The 22,557-nt window shown below is 69.5% G+C and carries 29 protein-coding genes and 1 tRNA gene; 27 read left to right on the forward strand and 3 right to left on the reverse strand.

The window, feature by feature from the left end; genetic code table 11:
- The first annotated feature begins 18 nt into the window (after window positions 1-18).
- The 4 genes from gyrB to NE235_RS10570 all read left to right on the forward strand — a co-directional run bounded on the left by gyrB (window position 19) and on the right by NE235_RS10570 (window position 5,719).
- Window positions 19-1,959 carry a DNA topoisomerase (ATP-hydrolyzing) subunit B gene (gene gyrB / locus NE235_RS10555; protein ID WP_289848439.1) on the forward strand — a complete coding sequence of 647 codons (1,941 nt, stop codon included), beginning with the start codon at window positions 19-21 and terminating at the stop codon, window positions 1,957-1,959.
- Window positions 1,960-2,030: 71 nt separating this feature from the next.
- Window positions 2,031-4,547 (forward strand): DNA gyrase subunit A, encoded by a 2,517-nt coding sequence (gene gyrA, locus NE235_RS10560; RefSeq protein ID WP_308206053.1) that lies wholly within the window; start codon window positions 2,031-2,033, stop codon window positions 4,545-4,547.
- A gap of 49 nt (window positions 4,548-4,596) precedes the next feature.
- Window positions 4,597-5,535, forward strand: coding sequence for a DUF3566 domain-containing protein (locus NE235_RS38125; protein ID WP_308206054.1), 939 nt, complete (start codon window positions 4,597-4,599; stop codon window positions 5,533-5,535).
- Between the two features lie 110 nt (window positions 5,536-5,645).
- Window positions 5,646-5,719 (forward strand) — tRNA-Ile (locus NE235_RS10570).
- A 6-nt stretch (window positions 5,720-5,725) separates the two neighbouring features.
- Here the strand turns inward: NE235_RS10570 and NE235_RS38645 are convergent.
- Together NE235_RS38645 and NE235_RS10580 are read right to left on the reverse strand one after the other, a co-directional pair.
- Window positions 5,726-7,369 carry a LacI family DNA-binding transcriptional regulator gene (locus tag NE235_RS38645; protein WP_406567560.1) on the reverse strand — a complete coding sequence of 548 codons (1,644 nt, stop codon included), beginning with the start codon at window positions 7,367-7,369 and terminating at the stop codon, window positions 5,726-5,728.
- Between the two features lie 3 nt (window positions 7,370-7,372).
- Entirely contained in the window at window positions 7,373-8,518 is a 1,146-nt protein-coding gene (locus tag NE235_RS10580) for a helix-turn-helix domain-containing protein (protein WP_252801266.1), read from the reverse strand.
- Window positions 8,519-8,775: 257 nt separating this feature from the next.
- Between NE235_RS10580 and NE235_RS10585 the strand changes: the two genes are divergently transcribed.
- The 13 genes from NE235_RS10585 to NE235_RS10645 all read left to right on the forward strand — a co-directional run bounded on the left by NE235_RS10585 (window position 8,776) and on the right by NE235_RS10645 (window position 14,935).
- Window positions 8,776-9,003, forward strand: a complete 228-nt coding sequence (locus NE235_RS10585; RefSeq protein ID WP_252801268.1) for a helix-turn-helix transcriptional regulator — start codon at window positions 8,776-8,778, stop codon at window positions 9,001-9,003.
- Window positions 9,004-9,064: 61 nt separating this feature from the next.
- On the forward strand, window positions 9,065-9,328 hold the full coding sequence (locus tag NE235_RS10590; RefSeq protein ID WP_252801270.1) for a hypothetical protein: 264 nt from the start codon (window positions 9,065-9,067) through the stop codon (window positions 9,326-9,328).
- Window positions 9,325-9,567, forward strand: a complete 243-nt coding sequence (locus NE235_RS10595; RefSeq protein ID WP_252801271.1) for a hypothetical protein — start codon at window positions 9,325-9,327, stop codon at window positions 9,565-9,567. Before NE235_RS10590 ends, NE235_RS10595 begins: the two co-directional genes overlap by 4 nt.
- Before the next feature lie 3 nt (window positions 9,568-9,570).
- Window positions 9,571-10,392 (forward strand): helix-turn-helix domain-containing protein, encoded by an 822-nt coding sequence (locus NE235_RS10600; protein ID WP_252801273.1) that lies wholly within the window; start codon window positions 9,571-9,573, stop codon window positions 10,390-10,392.
- A complete protein-coding gene (locus tag NE235_RS10605; protein ID WP_252801276.1) occupies window positions 10,389-10,973 on the forward strand; it encodes an ATP-binding protein in 585 nt (194 codons plus the stop codon). The genes NE235_RS10600 and NE235_RS10605 overlap by 4 nt, the downstream gene beginning before the upstream one ends.
- On the forward strand, window positions 10,970-12,349 hold the full coding sequence (locus NE235_RS10610; protein ID WP_252801278.1) for a replicative DNA helicase: 1,380 nt from the start codon (window positions 10,970-10,972) through the stop codon (window positions 12,347-12,349). Before NE235_RS10605 ends, NE235_RS10610 begins: the two co-directional genes overlap by 4 nt.
- An 18-nt stretch (window positions 12,350-12,367) precedes the next feature.
- Window positions 12,368-12,568 carry a hypothetical protein gene (locus tag NE235_RS10615; RefSeq protein WP_252801280.1) on the forward strand — a complete coding sequence of 67 codons (201 nt, stop codon included), beginning with the start codon at window positions 12,368-12,370 and terminating at the stop codon, window positions 12,566-12,568.
- Window positions 12,565-12,702, forward strand: coding sequence for a hypothetical protein (locus NE235_RS10620; protein WP_252801282.1), 138 nt, complete (start codon window positions 12,565-12,567; stop codon window positions 12,700-12,702). The genes NE235_RS10615 and NE235_RS10620 overlap by 4 nt, the downstream gene beginning before the upstream one ends.
- Window positions 12,699-12,836 carry a hypothetical protein gene (locus tag NE235_RS10625; protein WP_252801283.1) on the forward strand — a complete coding sequence of 46 codons (138 nt, stop codon included), beginning with the start codon at window positions 12,699-12,701 and terminating at the stop codon, window positions 12,834-12,836. Before NE235_RS10620 ends, NE235_RS10625 begins: the two co-directional genes overlap by 4 nt.
- 58 nt (window positions 12,837-12,894) lie before the next feature.
- Window positions 12,895-13,626, forward strand: coding sequence for a hypothetical protein (locus NE235_RS10630; RefSeq protein WP_252801285.1), 732 nt, complete (start codon window positions 12,895-12,897; stop codon window positions 13,624-13,626).
- 57 nt (window positions 13,627-13,683) lie between these two features.
- Window positions 13,684-14,346, forward strand: coding sequence for a hypothetical protein (locus tag NE235_RS10635; protein WP_252801287.1), 663 nt, complete (start codon window positions 13,684-13,686; stop codon window positions 14,344-14,346).
- The gene (locus tag NE235_RS10640; RefSeq protein ID WP_252801289.1) at window positions 14,343-14,543 is read left to right on the forward strand and encodes a hypothetical protein; all 201 of its coding nucleotides are present in this window, start codon (window positions 14,343-14,345) and stop codon (window positions 14,541-14,543) included. The genes NE235_RS10635 and NE235_RS10640 overlap by 4 nt, the downstream gene beginning before the upstream one ends.
- Window positions 14,540-14,935, forward strand: coding sequence for a DUF6221 family protein (locus NE235_RS10645; RefSeq protein WP_252801291.1), 396 nt, complete (start codon window positions 14,540-14,542; stop codon window positions 14,933-14,935). The genes NE235_RS10640 and NE235_RS10645 overlap by 4 nt, the downstream gene beginning before the upstream one ends.
- A 70-nt stretch (window positions 14,936-15,005) precedes the next feature.
- Here the strand turns inward: NE235_RS10645 and NE235_RS10650 are convergent, their stop codons facing one another.
- Window positions 15,006-15,386 (reverse strand): hypothetical protein, encoded by a 381-nt coding sequence (locus tag NE235_RS10650; protein ID WP_252801293.1) that lies wholly within the window; start codon window positions 15,384-15,386, stop codon window positions 15,006-15,008.
- 84 nt (window positions 15,387-15,470) lie between these two features.
- On the opposite strand from NE235_RS10650, the gene NE235_RS10655 reads away from it, so the two are divergent.
- The 10 genes from NE235_RS10655 (at window position 15,471) to NE235_RS10700 (ending at window position 22,547) form a co-directional block, all read left to right on the forward strand.
- Window positions 15,471-15,758 (forward strand): hypothetical protein, encoded by a 288-nt coding sequence (locus NE235_RS10655; protein ID WP_252801295.1) that lies wholly within the window; start codon window positions 15,471-15,473, stop codon window positions 15,756-15,758.
- A 208-nt stretch (window positions 15,759-15,966) separates the two neighbouring features.
- A complete protein-coding gene (locus NE235_RS10660; RefSeq protein WP_252801297.1) occupies window positions 15,967-16,260 on the forward strand; it encodes a hypothetical protein in 294 nt (97 codons plus the stop codon).
- Window positions 16,175-17,641: a terminase large subunit domain-containing protein gene (locus NE235_RS10665; protein WP_252801299.1), complete on the forward strand. Its 1,467-nt coding sequence runs from the start codon at window positions 16,175-16,177 to the stop codon at window positions 17,639-17,641. The genes NE235_RS10660 and NE235_RS10665 overlap by 86 nt, the downstream gene beginning before the upstream one ends.
- A gap of 10 nt (window positions 17,642-17,651) precedes the next feature.
- Entirely contained in the window at window positions 17,652-18,815 is a 1,164-nt protein-coding gene (locus tag NE235_RS10670) for a phage portal protein (RefSeq protein WP_252801311.1), read from the forward strand.
- The gene (locus tag NE235_RS10675) at window positions 18,812-19,582 is read left to right on the forward strand and encodes an HK97 family phage prohead protease (RefSeq protein WP_252801313.1); all 771 of its coding nucleotides are present in this window, start codon (window positions 18,812-18,814) and stop codon (window positions 19,580-19,582) included. Before NE235_RS10670 ends, NE235_RS10675 begins: the two co-directional genes overlap by 4 nt.
- A gap of 7 nt (window positions 19,583-19,589) precedes the next feature.
- Window positions 19,590-20,825: a phage major capsid protein gene (locus tag NE235_RS10680; RefSeq protein ID WP_252801315.1), complete on the forward strand. Its 1,236-nt coding sequence runs from the start codon at window positions 19,590-19,592 to the stop codon at window positions 20,823-20,825.
- 65 nt (window positions 20,826-20,890) lie between these two features.
- The gene (locus NE235_RS10685) at window positions 20,891-21,088 is read left to right on the forward strand and encodes a hypothetical protein (RefSeq protein ID WP_252801316.1); all 198 of its coding nucleotides are present in this window, start codon (window positions 20,891-20,893) and stop codon (window positions 21,086-21,088) included.
- A gap of 4 nt (window positions 21,089-21,092) precedes the next feature.
- Complete coding sequence (locus NE235_RS10690; protein ID WP_252801317.1) at window positions 21,093-21,695, forward strand: phage head-tail connector protein; 603 nt, start codon at window positions 21,093-21,095, stop codon at window positions 21,693-21,695.
- A complete protein-coding gene (locus NE235_RS10695) occupies window positions 21,692-22,126 on the forward strand; it encodes a hypothetical protein (protein ID WP_252801319.1) in 435 nt (144 codons plus the stop codon). Before NE235_RS10690 ends, NE235_RS10695 begins: the two co-directional genes overlap by 4 nt.
- A gap of 4 nt (window positions 22,127-22,130) precedes the next feature.
- Entirely contained in the window at window positions 22,131-22,547 is a 417-nt protein-coding gene (locus NE235_RS10700; protein ID WP_252801321.1) for an HK97 gp10 family phage protein, read from the forward strand.
- The last annotated feature ends 10 nt before the right edge of the window (window positions 22,548-22,557 follow it).

Consider the following 22,557-nt stretch of genomic DNA (forward strand, 5'->3'; position numbering starts at 1 on the left):
CGGCAGGAGGATCTCCACTTGGCGTACGACGCTAGCTCGATCACTGTCCTAGAAGGCCTCGAGGCGGTTCGCAAGCGCCCGGGCATGTACATCGGTTCCACCGGAGAGCGCGGTCTCCACCATCTCGTGTACGAGATCGTGGACAACTCCGTGGACGAGGCGTTGGCCGGCTACGCCGACACGATCGACGTGACGCTGATGCCCGACGGCGGTGTCCGCGTCAAGGACAACGGCCGCGGCATCCCCGTCGGCGAGCACCCGGTGGAGAAGCGACCGGCCATCGAGCTGGTCCTCACCACGTTGCACGCGGGCGGCAAGTTCGACAGCAAGTCGTACGCCGTCTCCGGTGGTCTGCACGGTGTCGGCTCGGCCGTGGTGAACGCCCTGTCCACCCGGCTGGAGGCCGAGGTGTGCACCGACGGCCACGTGTGGCGGCAGTCCTACACCTGGCGCGGCCCCGAGGGCCCGCTGCAGCAGGGCGAGCCGACCGACGCGACCGGCACGACGATCACCTTCTGGCCGGACGGGTCGATCTTCGAGACGCTCGAGTGGAACTTCGAGACGCTCAGCCGGCGCATGCAGGAGATGGCGTTCCTCAACCGGGGCCTGTCCATCACCCTGCGCGACGAGCGGCCGGAGCACATCAACGGCGAGCCGCGCGTGGTCACGTACCACTACGAAGGCGGCATCGAGGACTTCGTCCGCTACCTCAACGCGAAGAAGGAGACCGTCCACCAGTCGGTCATCGCGTTCAACGAGGAGACCGACGGCATGTCGGTCGAGGTCGCGATGCAGTGGAGCGGGTCCTACTCCGAGTCCGTGCACACCTTCGCCAACACGATCAACACGGCGGAGGGCGGCACGCACGAGGAGGGCTTCCGCGCCGCGCTGACGACCGTCGTCAACAAGTACGCGCGCGAGCAGAAGCTCCTGCGCGAGGGCAAGGACGACAACCTCGCCGGTGAGGACGTCCGCGAGGGCCTCACCGCGATCATCTCGATCAAGCTGGCCGACCCGCAGTTCGAGGGCCAGACCAAGACCAAGCTCGGCAACACCGAGGCGCGGTCGTTCGTCCAGCGCGCGATGTACGAGAACCTGCGCGACTGGCTGGACCGCAACCCCGGCGAGGCCAAGGAGGTCATCAACAAGGCCACGCAGGCGGCCCGCGCCCGGATCGCGGCCCGGCAGGCGCGTGACCTGACGCGCCGCAAGAGCCTGCTGGAGTCGACCTCCCTGCCCGGCAAGCTGTCGGACTGCCAGTCGACCGACCCGGCCAAGTGCGAGATCTACGTCGTGGAGGGCGACTCGGCGGGCGGCTCGGCCAAGGGCGGCCGCGACGCCATGCACCAGGCGATCCTCCCGATCCGCGGCAAGATCCTCAACGTGGAGAAGGCCCGCATCGACCGGGTCCTGAAGAACAACGAGGTCCAGGCGATGATCACCGCCCTGGGCACCGGCATCCACGACGAGTTCGACATCGAGAAGCTGCGGTATCACAAGATCATCCTGATGGCCGACGCCGACGTCGACGGCCAGCACATCCGCACGCTGCTGCTGACCCTGCTGTTCCGCTTCATGAAGCCGCTGGTCGAGGCCGGCCACGTCTACCTCGCCCAGCCGCCCCTCTACAAGATCAAGTGGGACGCGCGCGGCAACGACTCCGACTACGCCTACTCCGACCGCGAGCGTGACGCGGTCATCGAGGCGGGCATCGCCGCCGGCAAGCGGGACCCCCGCCCGCGCGACGGCGTGCAGCGCTTCAAGGGCCTCGGCGAGATGAACGCCAGCGAGCTGTGGGACACCACCATGGACCCGGCCAACCGCGTCCTGCTCCAGGTCACGCTCGACGACGCCGCCCAGGCCGACGAGCTGTTCACGGTTCTCATGGGCGAGGACGTCGAGGCGCGGCGCTCGTTCATCCAGCGCAACGCCAAGGACGTGCGCTTCCTCGACATCTGACCGGCGCCCCGGCGCCGGGCCGATCCCCGGTGCCGCCCGGCCACTGACTCAACAGCGGAAGAGGTTCTCAGGTGACGGACGTTACCTTGCCGCCGGAAGGCCCGGCCGACCGGATCGAACCGGTCGACATCCAGGTCGAGATGCAGCGCAGCTATCTCGACTACGCGATGTCGGTCATCGTCTCGCGGGCGCTGCCCGAGGTGCGCGACGGCCTCAAGCCCGTGCACCGGCGCGTGCTGTACGCGATGTACGACGGCGGGTACCGGCCCGACCGCGGCTACTTCAAGTGCGCCCGCGTCGTCGGCGACGTCATGGGTAACTACCACCCCCACGGCGACAGCTCGATCTACGACACCGTCGTACGCCTCGCGCAGCCGTGGGCGATGCGCTACCCCCTCGTCGACGGCAACGGCAACTTCGGCTCGCCCGGCAACGACCCGGCCGCGGCCATGCGGTACACCGAGTGCCGGATGGCGCCGCTGGCCATGGAGATGCTGCGGGACATCGAGAAGGAGACCGTCGACTTCTCGCCGAACTACGACGGGCGCTCCCAGGAGCCCGACGTCCTGCCCAGCCGGTTCCCCAACCTGCTGGTCAACGGCTCGGCCGGCATCGCGGTCGGCATGGCGACCAACATCCCGCCGCACAACCTGCGCGAGGTCGCGGCCGGTGTCGAGTGGTACCTCGACAACTTCGACGCGACCGACGACGCCCTCCTCGACGCGCTGATCGAGCGGATCAAGGGCCCGGACTTCCCCACCCACGGCCTCATCGTCGGCCGCCGCGGCATCGAGGACGCCTACCGTACGGGCCGCGGCCTGATCACGATGCGTGCGGTCGTCGAGGTCGAGGAGATCCAGGGCCGTACGTGCCTCGTCGTCACCGAGCTGCCGTACCAGGTCAACCCGGACAACCTCGCGCTGAAGATCGCCGAGCAGGTCAAGGAAGGCAAGATCAGCGGCGTCGCCGACGTGCGGGACGAGACCTCCGGCCGCACCGGCCAGCGGCTCGTCATCGTCCTCAAGCGCGACGCGGTCGCCAAGGTCGTCCTCAACAACCTGTACAAGCACACGCAGCTGCAGGAGACGTTCGGCGCGAACATGCTCGCCCTGGTCGACGGCGTGCCCCGCACGCTCCGCCTCGACCAGTTCGTCCGCTACTGGGTCGACCACCAGATCGACGTCGTCGTCCGCCGCACCCGCTTCCTGCTGCGCAAGGCCGAGGAACGCGCCCACATCCTGCGCGGCCTCCTCAAGGCCCTCGACCGCATCGAAGAGGTCATCGCGCTGATCCGGCGCTCCCCGTCCGCGGCCGAGGCGCAGAACGGCCTGATGCAGCTCCTGGAGATCGACGAGATCCAGGCGCAGGCCATCCTCGACATGCAGCTGCGCAAGCTGGCCGCCCTGGAGCGCCAGCAGATCACCGATGAGTACGACAAGCTCATGGCGGAGATCGCCGACTACAACGACATCCTCGCCTCGCCCGACCGGCAGCGCGAGATCGTCCGCGACGAGCTGCAGGCCATCGTCGACAAGTTCGGCGACGAGCGCCGTACGCAGATCATCCCCTTCGAGGGCGACGTGTCGATGGAAGACCTCATCGCCGAAGATGACATCGTCGTCACCATCACCCGCGGCGGCTACGCCAAGCGCACCAAGACCGACCTCTACCGCGCCCAGAAGCGCGGCGGCAAGGGCGTACGCGGCGCGCAGCTCAAGCAGGACGACATCGTCGACCACTTCTTCGTGACGACGACCCACCACTGGATCCTGTTCTTCACCAACAAGGGCCGCGTCTACCGCGCCAAGGCGTACGAACTGCCCGAGGCCGGCCGGGACGGCCGCGGCCAGCACGTCGCCAACCTGCTCGCCTTCCAGCCCGACGAGCGCATCGCCGAGGTCCTCGACCTGCGCGACTACGACGTCGCTCCGTACCTCGTCCTCGCCACCAAGCAGGGCCGCGTCAAGAAGACCGCCCTGTCGGCGTACGACTCCCCCCGCTCCGCCGGCCTCATCGCCGTCAACCTCGAGGAGGGCGACGAGGTCATCGCCGCCCGCCTGGTCTCCCCCGAGGACGACCTGGTCATGGTCAGCAGCGGCGCCCAGGCCATCCGCTTCCCCGCCCGCGACGACGTCCTGCGCCCCATGGGCCGCGCCACCGCCGGCGTCATCGGCATGCGGTTCGACACCGGCCAGGAAGTCCTCGACATGCACGTCGTCCGCGAAGGCGAAGACGTGCTGGTCGCGACCGAAGGCGGCTACGCCAAGCGCACCCCCGCCGACCAATACCCGATTCACGGTCGTGGGGGAAAGGGCGTACTCACCGCTAAGATCGTGGAGAATCGCGGCAGGCTGGTCGGTGCCCTCATGGTCAGGCCCGAAGATGAGGTGTACGCCATCACTGCCAGCGGTGGCGTAATCCGTACGCGAGCGGCCGAGATCAAGCAGTCTGGCCGCTCCACGATGGGGGTACGCCTAATGAATCTCGCCGATGGGGACAGTGTGGTCGCCATCGCGAGGAACGTTGAGTCCATTGAGGACACCGACGCTGAGCCGGACACAGAGTCCGGGGAGGGGAGCGACGCGTGAGACGCCTCGTGGCGCGTCATGACGTGCGTCGCCTCCCCGGGGAGGTTATATGACGGCCAACGCCGGAAAGGGCGCCGACGGGGACTCCGGGCGTACCACCGGAAAGGGCGGCAAGGGCGGCGCTGGCAAGAGGACCAGCGCCGCGAACAAGCCGCCGACCGACGAGGTGACGGTGAAGAAGACCGACGACAAGGCCAACGCGGCGGAGCCGGATCGGGCGGAGGAAACCGTCATCGACCTGGCGACCAAGAAGGACGGCAGCGAGGACACCGTCCAGGACCTCAAACTGCCGGCCAAGAAACCGGACCCCACCGGGGACGCCGCCGGCAGCAAGGACCGGCTCGTCTCCCGGGGGTCCAAGAGCTCCCTGGACGAGGGATCCGCCACGGAAACGTCGACGACGAGAGAGCCCGGCACCGCCTCGGGTAGGACGACGTCCATGGACATTCCAAAGACCAGTCCAGGCTTCGGCTCCACCGGCTCCACCGGTTCCCCGATCGGGAGCACCGGATCCTCCTCCTACGGATCCGGCACGTCCACCGCCCTCGAGCCCGCCCCGCGCCCCGCGGACTCCACCCCGCCCGGCAAGTCCTCCTCGAAGGCCGCCGGCCGCAAGGCACCCCGCAAGGCCCACCTCCAGGTCGCCCGGTTCGAGCCGTGGTCGGTGATGAAGTTCAGCTTCATCATGTCGCTGGTGTGCTTCCTCGTCCTCTTCGTCGCGGTCACCGTGCTCTACGTGATCCTGTCGGCGCTCGGCGTCTTCGACGCCCTCACCAACACGATCAAGGACCTGCAGGGCAAGACCAGCGGCGGCCTGAACCCCGCCAGCTGGTTCTCCGCCGCCCGCATCCTCGGCTACACCGCGCTGATCGGCACCCTCAACGTCCTCCTCATCACCGCCCTCGCCACCGTCTGGTCGGTCATCTACAACATGGCCGCCGACCTCGTGGGCGGCGTGGAGGTCACGCTGAAGGAGGCCGACCAGTAAGACCGCGGCCTCCCGCACCCGGAGGACGGGATTCGATTTCCTGTTGGGGCCGACGATCGGGTATGTTTCTCGACGTCGCCCCGAATCCTTCGACGCGGGGGTGGCTGCACGGGCCTATAGCTCAGTCGGTTAGAGCGCATCCCTGATAAGGATGAGGCCGGTGGTTCAAGTCCACCTAGGCCCACCCAGGTCAGGCCCCCTTCCGGGGCCTGGAGCGGAGGAGGACAACCCCCTCCTGTGGGAATTCTGTGGGACGATCTTCGGGTCGTCCCACTTTTTTGTGCCGCCGGCGGGCCTGCAGGATCTCCTCCAGGACCGCCACCGGCGAGTGCGGGGACAGCTCGAGGCGAGCGTCGAGCGCCGCCTCCCACTGCTGCGTCAGGGCATCACGCAACTCCTCCCTCATCTCCGGCGTCACGTGCGAGTAGACGCCCCCGATCCCGCCCAGGATGTGCCCCAGCCGCTCGTGGGACAGCACCTCCGGCGTCCGCAGCTGCACCATCAGCGACTTGTGGCTGTGCCGCAGCCCATGCGGCGTCAGGCCCCGCGCGATCGGCGTCCAGGACATCTCCGCGCGCTCCTGCGCCGCCCGGCCACGCACCGGAACGCCCGGCCACGGCTCGGCCTTCAGCGGCACCGGCCGCGCCGCCCCGGCCGAGCGCTTCGGGAACCACCCGTCCGCCGCCGGCCGGAAGATCCACGTCTCGAACCCGGACCGGCGCCAGTGCAGCGCAGGCGCCGCCGTCGGCGCGCTGCGGCCCGCGAAGCCGAGCGCCGCGATTGCCTCCTCGACGCGCGCCCGCGTCGCGTCAGCGACCCGCTCAGGGCGGTTCAGCACGTTCGACACCGTGCCGACCGACACGCCCGCCCGCTCGGCGACGGCACCGATCTTCACCGCGCTGCGCTCCCGGCCGCGGCCCCGGAAGACGTAGGCGCTGCCGTGGCACGCGCACTTGGTCGGCGCCGTCCGCGTGAGGTGCGCCGAGATCAGGTCCGATAGGAACCGCGGCAGGTCCACGTCCCGGTAGGAGTCGTCCTTGGGCGGGCAGGCGACGAACGTGCCGTTGTCCAGCTCGACGAGCTCGGACTCCACGCGGATCGTCGACAGCCGGAAGTACTGGGTCTGCAGGCCGGTGAGCTCCGCCCACCGCAGCCCGGTGTAGTACTTCGTCGTCACCATCACGAACTCGTCGTCGCGGCCCGACAGGATCGCGGCCCGCTCGGCCAGGAGGAGGGCACCGAGCGGGTTCGTGATGACCTTCTCCGCCGTGCGGTGCGCGGACCGGCCGGCCCGGCGGCCGCGGCCGCGGCGCTGGGTGACGGGGTTGTACTCGATGAGGCCCTGCCGGTTGGCCGTGCCGAGGATCCGGTCGACCTGGTGGCCGTCGGCGGCGTCCGCCATGATCGTGTGCAGGAGCGTGCGCCAGGTCCTGATGCTGGACTCCTTGTAGCCGGCCTCGCGTTCTTCCCGTTCCCAGGCGTCGACGTCGCTGGGGAGGATGTCGGCGAGCGCCGACTCGCCGAACGCGGGCAGCAGGTGGGTTTCGATGCGCCGCTGGACGTTCTGCATCGTGGTCGGCGCCAGGTCCTGCGCGGCGTGCCAGTAACCCACCCAGGCGCCGAACGTGAGCCGGCCGCGCGCCGGGTCGTGGTACCGCCCGCCGCGGACCTTCGCCTCTTCGTCGCCGGCGGCCTTCTCCGCCTCGCGCTTCCGCTTGAACCGGACCGCCCGGCCCTGGTCGTCCTTGAGCGTCGGCCACTTCCCGCCGCCGTCGCTGAACCGGGCGAGGTAGTAGGTGTTCGCGCCGCTGCCGCGCTTCTCGGCGTAGCCCATCGGTTAATCCCCCTGGTCTGAATCTGATTCGTCTTCATCGGACCGGCGGGAAGATGTTACGGGGAGCATCTTCAGCATTTCCCAGACGTCTCTCTCTCCCATGCCAATGAGGCTGGCAATCTTTGAGATGTCGGCACCTTGGTCGTGGAGTTGATGGACGAGGAGCAATTGCCGCTCCCAAGCATGGTTGAGTTCGTCTTTCAACTCTTGGATCTGCTCTTCGGAGAAGAGAGTTCCTTGCGTAGGAGACTGCAACGCCTCCGCATTACTGTGAGCTGCAGTGAGACTTCTCGCTAGAACGGTGACCTGCGCCTCTATGGCATTGGCGATGACCCACAGATCATCCTTGGTCAGGAGCCGAAGCGCTTCGGAGCTGACAGGGATGCCCATGTTCAGCTTGGCCAGCCCTAGTTTCACCCCGCCGCCGATCCGCCATAGGCTGACCTCTCCGTCACCGATCTCCGCCACGAGTTCATCGTTGTCGGCCCGGGATGCGGCCGGGCTAGGTGCGGTGAAAGCTACCTGAGAGACCCGAGCATGTGGACTTTCGAGGATGTCGGCTTCCTGCATAGCCGGTCCTGATAGGTCCACGGATGTAGAACGATGTAGCGAGCCTTTTGCCGAAGCGGCAGATTGCAGTGACGCTCGTATGTTCACAGAGGGTCCACGCCAGGCGAAGTCACGAAAACCATCTAGGAGCGGCTCGGCTTCCGCTGGAGATAGGTACTCATTCAGGGCATCCCACGCGTCATCGATTAGTTCGCGCACCTCGTATCCGCTGCCATTGCCAGTCGAGAAACGCTGCAGGGCGTTCACCAGCTCCTCGTAGAGGCCGGCGGCGATGTCCATGGCTTCGTCATCGTCGGCTGCAGCCGCCTTACGCAAGATCGCGGATTGCAGGCTCTTCAGCGCCTCGAGCGGCAGCACCTCCTCCGGGGCATCGCCATCTCGGAGGGCGGAGAGGCTGCCATGCACCCACCCGAGAGCGCGTTCCACGCGGGGCCAGGTGCGGGCCACGTTAACGCGGCTGTGGAGCACGTTCCTGATGGTTGAGTTCGACACCCCGGCCAGGAAAGCAAGGGTGTCTTGCGTCAACCCCAGCTGCTTGTACCGTGCCTCGACTGCTGCGCCGATTGCGACTTTCTCCACGTCAGATCCCCTCATCGGTGCCCAATCCGGCAACACCGTAGCGGGCCCCTAGGCGTCTGACCTTGGGTTACCTCGTGTTGCAGCCTGACGTTACTTGACAGTTCGACCCCGTGCAAGCGCTTCGAGTTAACGGATATGGCAAGTAATGTGACTCAGGTCACAAGGTTCGAAACGTTGTTCGGGTTTGTGCTTGCGGTCTGCGACTGTCAAGATCGAGGGGTTGGGTCCCGCCGGAACCGGGGACCTCAGGAGGTCAGATGACTACCCCCACCCGTCAGCGCAGAAAGATCAACCCCCATGCGCTCCAAGCGCTCCGCGCTCGCGAACGCCTCACCCAAGCCCGACTCGCGGGACTGGCCGGCGTCGACCACACGACCGTCTCCCGCCTCGAGCGGGGGGAGCGCTACACCTTGCCGGTCGAGGTCATCGACCGCTTCGCCGAAGCGCTCAAGGTCCCGGCCACTGCTCTGTACGCGGCGGACTGACATGACAGAGCGAACCGTCAACTCGCTGCGACGCGTGCACCCGCCAGATGAGACTGCCGAGATGCTCAACACGACGGCCAGCTGGCTGAAGGAGATGGCCCGCCGCCGGGAGATCCCGCACACGCTCATCGGTGGCCGGTACGGCTTCACCGACGAGCACATCGCCGAGATCGTCCAGATGTTCGAGCGCCGCCCCGAAGACGCGACGTCTACGGCAGGGCCACGACGCCGCACCACGGTGCCGCCGCAGGCAGTAGCTCCGCATGTCAGCCCGACACAGCTGCGCGCCCGCCGGCCGCCCCGGAAGCGGACGGGGGCGGCATGAAGGCCGACATCTGGGAAGCCGCCATCGGGCGCCTCGCCGACCAGGCCGCCCTTCACCGGGGGGTGGCGCTGTCGGCCGCGACCGCGCACGTCTCTGCCGTCGCCGAGATCGTCCGTGCCCGTGTCCACGAGCGCGGCAGCGGCGATATCGACGCCGAGGTCCGGGCGCACGTGGAAGCTCTGCGCCGCGACCTGAACGCCTGTCTGGACCGGCTCATCGCCTCTCGGCCGGGGAGCTGAAACGTGACGCGTCGGGGTCTGCTGAATCCCGCCGCCGTGGAGTGGGCGCACGCCCAGAAGGTCGGCGACGCGGCAGCGAAGCTCACGCTCATCGTCCTGGCGCGCGAAGTCGATAAGGACTGGACCTGCTACGTCGGTCAAGCGTTCCTCGCCGAGGAGACCGAGCAGAGCCTCTCGTCGGTCGGCCGCGCGCTGAAGCGGTTGCAGACTGGCCGGTTCATCACGCGGACGCCACGCTACGACGAGAACGGGCATCGGACGTCTGACCTGTACAAACTGTGCCCAGCGGAACTACCGGTCAATCTGCCTACTAGTCAGATTGACCAGCAGGCAGATTGCCTACTAGGCGATATGACCGGGCCGTCTGACCAGGGAGAACGGCCTACCGGTCAAATTGCCTACTGGTCAGATTGCGAGAGGACGTCTTCTCCTACGGAGAAGACGAAAGACAACAACAAACACCAGGGGGGTGTGGGGGGAAGCGGCCGCAAACCCAAGGCCGACGACGAACACCCCCGCTTCGCCGAGTGGTACGAGGCGTACCCCGTGCACAAGGCGCGCGGCGCCGCCGTCCGGGCGTTCAACAAGGCCGTACAGAAGGCCGACCCCCGCACGCTCATCGCCGCCGCGCGCCTCTACCGCGACGACCCCCGAGTCCGGCGCGGCTACGGCAAGCACCCGGCGACCTGGCTGAACGCCGAGTGCTGGCTCGACGACCCGACCTCGGAGCCCGGCCTGGCCTCGACCGGCACCGACGGCGTGCCCGGCCACGGCCCCCACGCTGACGTCAACACGATCGACTGGTCGAAAGGATTCGATCTTTGACCCTCTCCGAACAGGGCGAACCGTCGTCCGAGATCTATCAGCAGTGGCTCGCTGAGGACCGCGAGCGGCGGCTGAAGCTCTTCTACGACACGCGGCCCGCCGCGTTCGCCGACAAAGGACGGCTCGATCCCCGCGTCCACGAGTGGCTGGAGGCGTTCATCGTCGGGCGCGCCCGGACACTGCTGCTCGGCGGCCCCACCGGCGTCGGTAAGTCCTGGACCGCGTGGAAGTCGATCGAGACGCTCGTGCACAACGGCTGGCGTGGCGTCTGGTCGCTCGTCACCGGTTACCGGCTGTCCCGGCTGATCGCCCCACCAGTCGACGATGAGGAACTCGACCGGCTCGCCCGCGTCGACCTCCTGGTGATCGACGACCTCGGCTCGGCCCCGGTCACCGACTGGACGGGAAGCCACCTCGGCGGCCTGGTCGATGAACGCTGGAGCCACCGCCGCCCGAGCATCCTGACCACGAACGTTCAGCAGATCGGTGGCCTCGTCGGCCCGCGGGCAGCCTCCCGCCTCGCCGACGGCATGACCGCCGTCGTCCTCGACGGCCCGGACCGCCGGAGGGCCGCCCAGTGACCGCTGATCAGGACTACGAGAGCCTGCCCGGCCTCGCCCCGGCCGATGCCGTGATCGCCGCCGAGCAGGCCGTGCTCGGCGCCGCGATCCAGAGTCGGGCCGCCGCTGAGGCAGCGGTCGACATGCTGGCGCCGGGCGACTTCTGGCGCCCGCACCATCAGACGATCGCCGAGACGATCACCGCGCTCGTCGAGGCCGGCGACCCGGTGAGCCCGGTCAGCGTCCTCGATCACCTGACGACCCGCGGTGTCGCAGGCACCATCGGAGGCGGCGCCACGCTGCTGCAGCTCACCCAGCGCTACAGCAGCAGCGTGAAGTACGACGCGCGCATCGTCGCCGACGACGCGTTCCGGCGGCGCGTCCTGGAGGCGCTCGCGAACGCGCAGCGCCTCGCGAGCGAACCCGGCTTCGATCCCGATCGGCACGTCGACGTCATCCGATCCGCGATCGACCAGGCCACCGCGAAGGTGACCGGCGAGCAGCCGCCCACGATCGGCGAGGTCGTGCTCCGCCGTCTGGAGGATCTGGAGACCGGCCAGCCCACCGTCGACGCCATTCCGCTCCCGTGGGCCGACATGCACCGCCTCCTCGCCGGCCTGCGGCCCGGTCAGCTCGTTGTCATCGGCGCGCGGCCCGGCATCGGCAAGTCCGTCACCGGCCTGGACATCGCCCGCTCCGCGGCCGTGCGGAATGGCATGCCGACGCTGCTGCACTCCCTGGAGATGACCGCGGCCGAGGTCGCCGACCGGCTCATGGCCGCCGAGGCGACCGTCGAACTGGCCCGGCTCCGCGAGGAGAACCTCAAGCCCTCGGACTGGGAGCGCATCGCCCGCGTCCAGGACCGCGTGCAGGCCGCTCCGCTCATCGTCGACGACGACCCGCGCGTCACACTCGCCCGGGTGCGCGCCCGGCTGCGCGGCATGGCCCGCACCGCCCCGGCGAAGCTCGTGATCATCGACTACCTCGGGCTCATGCAGGCGCCGAAGGCCGAGAGCCGGGAGCGCGCGGTCGCCGAGCTGTCCCGCGGCCTGAAGCTGATGGCGATGGAGTTCGGCGTCGCGATCGTCGCGCTGCACCAGCTCAACCGCGAGTCGCTGAAGCGGAACGACAAACGCCCGACCATGGCCGACCTGCGCGACTCCGGCGCCGTGGAGCAGGACGCCGACATCGTCATCCTGCTGCACCGCGAGGACGCCCACGACAAGGAGAGCCCGCGCAGCGGCGAGCTCGACCTGATCGTCGACAAGAACCGGTCCGGCCCGACAGGCCTGGTCTCGGTCGCATTCCAGGGCCACTACGCCCGGACCGGCGATATGGCCGTCGGGCACTGGCCGACCACCCCCACAGACGGCCGCCACCTGCGCGCCGTCGACTAACCGAAGGAGAGACCGCTCATGTCCACCATCGCGCCGGAGCGACAGGCCCGGTGCCGCTACCTCAAGAGCAGCGGCAACCGGTGTGAGAACCCCGTCGCCGACGACGACCCGAACGCCGTCCAGCTCTGCCCCTCGCACGCCCTGCGCGCCGCCCAGCTCCTCGCCGAGCACGGCGCCATCAAGATCCAGTTCCCGAACGCCATCCGGGGGTCAGCGTGACCGGCCCGACCATCATCAACCTCGCCGTGATCGTCGGCATCGTCGCCGTCATCGTGACGGCGATCATCGTGTCCGGCTTCAACCGCCGCGCCGAGCTCCGCGCCCAGGCCGAGCGCCGCCGGGAGACGCCATGACGCCCGGCGACGTCGCGTGGGCGCTCGTCGGCTGGCAGGCCGCGATCTTCTTCCGCCTGATCGCTGACCTGATCATCAACCAGCGCGACCGGCGCAGGGCGCGCCGCCGGCGGGCCGCCGCCGAAGCCCGATGAGCCACAACGAGACGGCCGGGCCCGCTGCAACCGGGCCCGGCCACGTCGGAAGGATCTCATGACCACCACGACCGCGTTCGAGAACTTCGCCCGGACCATCGTCGAGCGGAACGCCGACCACCTGCTCAACGACGGGCCCGACGAGCAGACCGCTCGCGCTGTCCACAACCTGTGGAAGTTCAGCGAGACCACGCCGATCTTGCCCGTCTACGGCGTCGCCGTCGACCTGGCCGGGTTCGGCGAGGCGCCCGCGTACTTCGCCGGCGCGGCCGACGACGGCGAGCTGTACCTGCTGCTGTCCGAGGTCGCCGAGCAGCTCGGCATGCCGCCGTGGAAGGCCTGCGCGTGGGCCCGCCAGCAACACCTGTGGGCCATCGAAGACCAGCGCCGGGAAGACGAAGAGCGCGGTGACGGCCGGCTCGGCTACGACTGCCTGCGCGACCTCGTCAACCTCGGATTCGACTTCATCGCCGACGACCCCGAGGCCAAGCCGGACGCCACCGGACGGCGATGGAGTAGCTACGGGGACTGGCTCATCGCCCAAGGCCGCCTCCCGGCGCTCCTGAGCGTCAGCCCCTGGGGCCGGGAGTTCATCGACAACATCAGCGACCACATGTCCATCGGCATGCGGAAGCTGGCCGGCGACCAGCTCCACGACGTCAAGACCTACGACACCGACGGCAACCCCACCGGCGGCACCGCCGCCACCGACCTGTTCCACACCGACCTGACCGAGGCCGAGGCGCTGCGCAAGGCCCGCCGCGGCCCGGCCGCACCGACCGACCGATGACCCACCGCCGGGGTACCCACGATCCGGGTACCCCGGCGACCAGCAGCGGGGGGAACCGTGACCAAGGACCTGCACGAGCTCGGCGACCAGCTCGACGACGCCATCGCCGAGATCCTCACCCTGTGGCCGCGGCTGGCCGGCGCGCTCGAGCGCGATGCCGGGCTCAGCGAAGGCGAACGCGTCGCCACCTCCACGAACGTTCACACCTTGCCGGTCAACCTCGACGTCATGTCGGCCGTGCGGACGCTCCACGATGAGGCGTGGCTCGCCGTCCACCGCGCCCGCGCGCTCCTCGGCGAGTCCGCCGCGAACAGGCCCATCCCCGACCTCGTCGACTCCCTCGGCGTCCTGTACCGGCGGCTCGTCGGCCGTGGCCTGAACGGCGAAGCCCGCCGCCTCGCCGGGACTGTCTTCCGCTGGCACCGCACCATCCGGGCCGCGCTCGGCCTGTCGCGCCCGCCGCTGCCGGTCCAGGGCGCAAGCGGCGCGGTGCACTGCCCGCTTCACGACGACCCGCTCGTCCAGCTCCGCCAGCGCGGCGACGAGGGCCGCTTCGACGAGACGGCCAACGGCGACCGGGAGGCGATCCGGTGGCAGCACGGTGGCGGCCTCTACTGCCCCAGCCCCGACTGCGACGGCGAGTGGGGCCCGTCTGAGTATCCGTTCCTCGGCCGGCTCGTCGCCGAACAGCGGCGCCGCCTCGCCCGGATCAGCGCATGACGACCATCGACACCGAGGCCGCGGCCCTCATGCTCGGCATTACGCCGAACGCCGTGCGGATCCTCGCGCACCGCCACCCCGACCGGCTGCCGCGCCGCGGCCGCGACGCCCACGGCCGCACGCTGTACGCCGTCGAGGACGTCGAGCGGATCATCGAAGCCCGCCGTACAGCCGAACGAGAGAGGATGAGCGCATGACCGACCTGGTGGAGTTCCTGCGTGCCCGGCTGACCGAAGACGAGCAGACGGCGCTGGCCGTTCCGGTCGGCAGCATCAACCTCCCGCCGGCGCACTGGTCGGCGGGTAGCGGCCCGCTCGGTGAGGGCTGGGTCCTCGGCACGAAGGAAGACATCAACGCGCACAGCGCCGAGGCAGCCGAGCACATCGCCCGCCACGACCCGGCCCGCATCGTCCGCGAGGTCCAGGCCAAACGGCGACTACTCGACCAGCTGTACCCCGAGATCAAGGGCGCCGACGAGGCGATCGAAGGCGAGTGGAACCGCAACCCGTACAACGCCGACGGGCTGCTCGAGCTCCTTGCCCTGCCCTACGCCAACCATCCGCAGTACCGCGAAGAATGGCGGCCCTGACCGTCCAGCTTGATCAGCGCTGGTCACGCGTGGTGAAATGAAGATCCGCACCTGAGAGACGTATGCCCGCTCACGCCTTCAGGTGATTCGCCCGGCACCACGCCCGCAGCTTCGACACGGTGCTGTCGCCCATCGAGATCTGCCGCACCGCCGGAACCTTCGACTTCAGCGCCAGGTCCTGCGCCTTCAACTCCGCGGCCGTCGCCTTCATCGTCGACGCCGATGCTCCGTACCCGCCGGCCGCCTTCTCATGCTTGCCCTTCACGCGCAGCGCCCGGGCCTTCGCCAGCTGCGCGCACGCCGCCCGCGCGCTCGCGTCCACCTGCACGGCCTGGCTCACCGTCGTCTTCGGCGCCGGCTTCGGCGTCGAGGCCGGCGCCGCCTCCGCCCCGAGCCCGGCGCACCCGGCCGTGAGCGTGAGCAGTGCACCGGCAGCGATGACCTTGATCATGTGGTGGTCCTCCGTCGTTGGGATCGGAACCACAGTGGGACGTGCACGCTGGTGCCACGGTTGCCGACGTGGCAGGAGGTGGCCATGGCGAGCGACGGACGCACCGGCCGGCCATGGCGCAGAGCCCGCGCCCAGGTCCTCGCCGCGTCCACGGTGTGCGTGCTGTGCGGGCACGAGGGAGCAGGCGACGTCGATCACGACCCGCCCCTCACCGTCATCAAGGCCCTCGGCCTCGACCCGTGCGACCCGACGCTGCTGCGACCCGCGCATGGCTCACGCAGCCGCTGCCCGGTGTGCGGCCGCTGCTGCAACCAGGTGAAGGGCAACCGAACGACGATGCCGCCACCGCTGAACACCTCCCGGCGATGGTGACTATCAGTGATGCCCAGCTGAGGGGCGATTCGGCACTCCAGCGGCCATCACGGCGTTTCCGCAGGTCAGCGCGTTTTTGATCGAGGGGGTGGACCACCCCGCTCCAGCGGCTCCCTTTTTTTCTCCCCGGCCTAACAAACGCGCAGGTCAGGGGCGTGGTCGGCGGCTTCCTTGATCGTGTACGCAGAGTCATTTTTCGGAGGGTGTCATGGCCGATGAGGACGAGCGCGGACCGCTGGAGGCCACGACCCGCGCGGCCGTGGTCGCCCTCGGCGAGCTCGAGGGCATTCAGCGCCCGCTGGCCGAGCTGGCGTTCGCGCTGGCGCAGCGGATGGACGCCGGAGCGAAGGGCATGGCGGCGTCGGCGATTGCCCGGGAGCTTCGAGAGACCCTTCGAGCGATGACGGAGGCCGCCGATGTCAGCGACGCTGCTGCCGAACTCCTCGCCCAGCTCTCCGCCCCTGTCGTGTCCGCCGCGGTACGGGACGCCGCGACGTCTTGACCGGCCGACGCTGGGCCCGAAGGTCGCCGAGGTCGCCCGGCTGCTTGGGATGCCGCTCATGCCGTGGCAGCAGCACGTCGTCGACGTCGCTCTTGAGGTCGACCCGGACACCGGCCTGTTGGCCTACCGCGAGGTCGACTTGACCGTCCCCCGGCAGTCGGGGAAGACGTCGCTGATCCTCGGCGTGATGGTGCACCGTGCGCTGGGGTTCGGGCAGCGGCAGAAGATCGTTTACACCGCGCAGACCCGCAACGACGCGCGGAAGAAGTGGGAGGACGACCACCTGGCCGTCCTGGACGCCTCGCCGCTGCGGACGATGTACCAGGTCCGCAAGACCAACGGCAACGAAGCCATCAAGTGGTCGAACGGCAGCATGCACGGCATCACGTCCTCGACGGAGAAGGCCGGCCACGGCGCCACGCTTGACCTCGCGGTGCTCGACGAGGCGTTCGCGCACGAAGACGCCCGGCTCGAGCAGGGCCTGTCGCCGACGATGATCACCCGGCCGCAGCCGCAGCTGTGGGTGCCGTCGACGGCGGGCACGAAGCGGTCCGCGTACCTGCGGCAGAAGGTCGACACCGGCCGGGTTCGCGCCGAGCTCGGCCTCACCGAGTCGGTCGCCTACTTCGAGTGGTCGGCGCCGGCCGATGCCGACCCGGCGGATCCGGCGACGTGGCGGAGCTGCATGCCGGCGCTCGGGCACACGATCAACGAGGCGGCGATCCGGGCGGAGTTCGACCGGCTGCCGCTGGCGGAGTTCCGCCGGGCGTACCTGAATCAGTGGCCTGACGACGCGCCGGATGAGTGGCAGGTCATCGGCCGGGACCCGTGGATGGCGCTGGTCGACCCGGACTCCCAGCCGTCCGCGCCGTTGGCGTTCGCCGTCGACATGACCCCGGACCGGTCCTACACCGCGATCGGGGTCGCCGGTCGCCGCGCGGACGGCCTGCTGCATGTGGAGGTCGCCGAGCACAAGCGCGGCGGCGGCTGGGTGGTCGAGCGGGTCAAGGAGATGCGGGACCGGTGGCGGCCGTGCGCGATCGTCGTGGACGGCGCGGGCCCGGCCGGGTCGCTGATCGCCCCGTTGGAGGCCGCGGGCATCGAGGTGATCAAGCCGACGGCCCGCGATGCGATCCAGGCGTGCGGCGCGTTCTACGACGCCGTCATGGACTCCGGCGAGCTGCGGCACCGCGACCAGGCGCCGCTGAATGCCGCGCTGTCGGGGGCGGCGCAGCGTCCGCTCGGGGACGGGTGGGCGTGGAACCGCCGGGGTCTGTCGGTCGACATCTCGCCGCTGGTGGCCGTCACGAACGCCGCGTGGGGCCTGGCGACGCACGCACATCTGAACCGGCCGCGCGACGTGGCCGCGAACATCTGGTGAAGGAGATCCCATGAGGTGGTGGCCGTTCGGGCGCCGTACCGAGCGGCGCACGATCGCGTGGCAAGACGTGTGGGGGTCCGGCGCGGACGCCGAGCACCTGCGCGGCGACTCGATGAACGTGGCGCTGTCGCTGGTGCCGGTCTACGCCGCAACGCGGCTGATCGCCGACAGCGTCGCGTCGCTGCCGCTGGAGACCTACCGGCGCGCCGGCGACACCCGCACGCGGATCACCGACCCGGCGCTCATCGCCGACCCGACGGCGTTCGGAACGACCTTCGACTGGGTGCACCGCGCGGTGACGTCGCTGGCGCTGCGCGGCAACGCCTACGGCCTCGTCACGAGCACCGACCGGTCTGGTACGCCGTCGCGGATCGAATGGCTGCACCCGGACGAGGTAAGCATCGAGCAGGACGACACCGCGTATGCGCCGCGCTGGTACTGGCGTGGCCGGCTGCTGGAGTCCGCGGCGTTCGTCCACATCCCGGGCTTCACGCTGCCGGGGAAGGTGAAGGGCCTGTCACCGATCGCGGCCTATAAGAACGCCGTCGAGATCGGCCTGTACGCCCAGCGGTTCGGCCGGGATTGGTTCGTCAACGGGTCCACGCCGGCGGCCGTGCTGGAGACCACCGAAGAGGTCACCCAGGACCAGGCGAAGGTCATCAAGGACCGGTTCAAGAACGCCGCGAAGGGCCGCGAGCCGGTCGCGCTCGGCCTCGGCGTGACGTACAAGCCGATCAGCGTGCCGGCCGAGGAGTCACAGTTCCTCGCGACGATCCGGGCGACGAAGACCGACATCGCGAACATCTACGGGATCCCGCCGGAGCTGATCGGCGGTGAGACCGGCTCGTCGATGACCTACGCCAACGTCGAGCAGCAGAAGATCATGCTGGTCACCTACGCGCTCCGGTCGTACCTGACGAAGATCGAGACCGCGGTGTCCCGGCTGCTGCCGCGCCCGCAGTACGTGCGGTTCAACGCCGATGCGGTGCTGCGCGCCGACACCAAGACCCGCTACGAGGCGCACCACCTGGCGCTGACCGACGGGTGGAAGTCCAAGGACGAGGTCCGCGCCGAGGAAGACCTGCCGCCGCTGCCGAACGGCGAGGGGACCAAGTACGCGCCGATTCTCCCGACCCAGCCCGCGAGGGTTCCGCCCGCAGGAGGCACGCAGTGAACGACACCGAGCGCCGCTACACGCGCGGCCTGGTCGAGGTGCGCGGCGATGGCCAGCGCAGCATCGGCGGCTACGCGGCCAAGTTCAACAAGCTGTCCCAGAACCTCGGCGGGTTCGTCGAGCGGATCGACCCGGCGTTCTTCAACAAGTCCGCGGCCGACGGCTTCCCCGACGTCATGGCCCGCTACAACCACGACGACAACATGCTGCTGGGCACCACGGCCGGCGACACCCTGCGCCTGCAGGTCGACGGCACCGGCCTGGACTACACCGTCGACCCGCCCTCGCACCGCGCCGATGTGCTCGAGCTCATCGCCCGCGGCGACGTGCGGCAGTCCTCGTTCGCGTTCCGCGCGTTCGAGGAGGACTGGGGATTGACCGAGCAGGGCTTCCCGATGCGCACGCTGCTGTCGGGCCAGCTCGTCGACGTTGCGCCGGTGAATTCCCCGGCCTACCCCGACACCACGACGGGCCTGCGGTCCCTGGCCGTGCGCCTGGACGCCGACCCGGCCGAGGTCGAGCGGGCCGCACGCGAGGGCGAGCTGCGCAAGTTCCTGTCCGGCCCGCCGCCGGTCGTGGTCGACCTCGGCGACGCCAAGCGCAGCGAATCCGCCGACGACAAGACATCCGCCGGAACCGGGCAGGGCGCCACCCACCCGGTCCTGGCGCTGCGGCAGCGGCACGCCGCCCTCATGGAAAAGCGCCGTTCACCGCTGGAGCAGGGCGCCACCCACTCCGCACCGTCCACCACCGATCGAACGGAGTAGGGGCACCATGTCCACCTTCATCCAGCAGCTGCACGAGAAGCGGATGCGCGCCTGGGAGGGCGCCAAGGAGATCCTCGACCGGGCCGCCGCGGAGGGCCGCGACCTGACGGCCGAGGAAGACGCCGCGTACCTGCGCGCGAACGAGGACATCAACAGCCTCGACGAGCGCATCACCACGATGGTCGAGGCGCAGCGCAAGGCCAAGGAGGCCGAGGCGGCCTTCGCCGAACTGATCCGTACCGCGCCGACCGGCCCGGCCGGTGAGGAGCGCGGCAAGGAGCGCGGCGCCGAGCTGCGCGCGTGGCTGAAGGGCGAGACCGGCAAGCGCGCCTTCGACGTGCGCCCGGACGGGCCGGTCGACTACCGGGCCACCATGCAGAAGACCTCGACGCACGGCATCGAGACCGTCCCGACCAGCTTCTACAACCGGCTGATCGAGCACATGATCGAGGTGTCGGGTGTGCTGATGGCCGGCCCGACCGTGCTCACCACGGCGGGCGGTGAGGATCTGCAGATCCCGAAGACCACGGCGCACTCTTCGAGCGCGTCGATCGTAGCGGAGGCCGGGACGCTGTCGCAGAACGAGCCGACGTTCGGGCAGGTCACCCTGAACTCGTACAAGTACGGGTTCCTCATGAAGATCAGCCACGAGCTGATCAACGACACCGCCGTGGACCTGGAGGGCTACCTGTCACGGCAGGCCGGCCGGGCGCTCGGCAACGGGTTCGGCGCGCACCTGGTCACCGGCACCGGAACGAGCCAGCCGAACGGCGTGCTCACCGCGGCGACCTCCGGGAAGACCGGCGCGACCGGTGTCGGTGGCGCCCCGTCCGCCGACGACCTGATCGACCTGTTCTACTCGGTGATCGCCCCGTACCGGAACAGCGCCTCGTGCGGGTGGCTCATGCGGGACGCCACCGTCGCGTCGATCCGGAAGCTGAAGGACTCCAACGGCGTGTATATCTGGCAGCCCGGTCTGCTGGCCGGCGCACCCGACACGATCCTCGGTAAGCCGCTGCACACCGACCCGAACGTGCCTGCGGTCGCCACGTCGGCCAAGTCGGTCCTGTTCGGCGACTTCAGCCAGTACTTCGTCCGCCAGGTCGAGACGCTCCGCTTCGAGCGGTCCGACGACTTCGCCTTCGACTCCGACGTGGTCACCTACCGGGCGATCCTGCGCGGCGACGGCGACCTCGTCGACACCACCGGCGCGATCAAGTACTTCACCGGCGCTGCGTCCTGATGACACTCACCACGGCCGGGGGCGGGCAGCCTGCCCCCGGCTTCGTCACGAAAGGAGACGGAACCGTGCGCGTGAAGATGCGTCACCAGATTTCCGGCACCCGCGACGGCCAGGACTGGCCGGCGCCCGGCGAGGAGATCGACCTGCCCGAGGACGAGGCCGTCTCGGTGCTGAACTCCGGCATGGCCGAGGCGATCGAGGACGCCGACGAGCCGGAGAAGGCCACCGCGCCGAAGCCGACGACCCGGACGAAGAAGTCCTGACGCCATGACCGTCGTCAACGGCTACTGCTCGGTCGTCGACGTGCGTTCCCAGCTCGGGGACACCGGCGACAAGCTCGACGAGGCGCTGATCGAGCGGGCGATCTCGGCGACCTCGAGGGCGGTCGAGCGGCACTGTGGGCGGCGGTTCTGGCAGGACCCGGCCCCGGTGACGCGGTTGTACTCCGCGGACTGCTCCGACCGCCTCGACGTCGACGACATCGCGACGAAGGACGGCGTGCTCGTCGAGGTCGACCGGGGCGGCGCGGGCGACTGGGTCGCGCTCGATGCGGCGGACTACCACCTGGAGCCGCTGAACGCCGACGCGGACGGCGGTGCCTACGCCTGGTGGACCATTGTCGTCGACACCGGGCCGGGCTTCCCGGTCTCCTCCCGGCCGCTGGTGCGCGCCACCGCGCGGTGGGGCTGGTCGCAGATCCCCGACCAGGTCGGCGAGGCGTCGCTGATCAAGTCCGTGTCGCTGTTCCGCCGCAAGGACGCCCCGTTCGGCGTGGCCGGGTTCGGTGACTTCGGTGTCGTCCGACTGAGCCGGTTCGATCCCGACGTGCTCGAGCTGCTGCGCCCGCTGCGGAAGCCGGTGATCGCGTGAGCACGCCGACGCTCGGTGAGCTGCGGGACGGCATCAAGGCCACGCTCGACACGGCGATCCCAGCGCTGACGGGCTACGACACGGTCCCGGACACGGTGAACCTGCCGTGCTACATCGTCATGCCGACCGGCGCGAACTTCCCGCAGACGAACGCGACACCCGATGACGAGTGGACGTTCGACCTGCACGTCCTGGTCTCCCGCGGCGACACCGGGCTCGGCCAGGACCAGCTCGACGAGTTCATCTCCTCGGCCGGCCCGAACAGCATCCGCGAGGCTATCGACCGGTTCCCCGAGCTCGGCCTCGAAGACGGCAACGTGCGGGCCCGCATCGTCTCCATGGCCAACTACGGCGGCCAGTTCGAGGCAGCCGGCGTCGACCACATCGGCGCGACGCTGCGCCTGCTCGTCACGATCGAAGGACCGGGGTGACCGCATGGCAGTCGATCGGAGCCAGCTGCAGGCGCTGATCCGCGACCTGGGCCAGGTGCCCCCGGCGATCCGGAAAGAACTCCGCCCGGTGGTCAAGCAGGCCGCTCAGCCGACCCTGGCGCGGATGAAGTCGAACGCCTCCTGGTCGACGCGGATCCCCGGCGCCATCACGATGCGCGCCGCGAACACGACCATCGGCGTGCGGTTCCGCGTCAACGCCGGCAGAGCCCCGCACGCGCGCCCGTATGAGAACGACGGCAACCAGGGCACCTTTCGCGCGCCGCTGTGGGGCGACCGCGAGCACTGGTACCCGCATCAGGCCCGCCCGTTCTTCTACCGCGCCGTCGAGGCGACCGCCGACCAGGTCCGCGACGCGCTCGGTGACGCCGTCATGGACATCGCCGCACGGCACGGCTTGTGAGAGAGGACAG

Source organism: Actinoallomurus spadix (genome assembly GCF_024055725.1).
In the GTDB taxonomy this organism is placed as follows: Bacteria; Actinomycetota; Actinomycetes; order Streptosporangiales; family Streptosporangiaceae; genus Actinoallomurus; species Actinoallomurus spadix.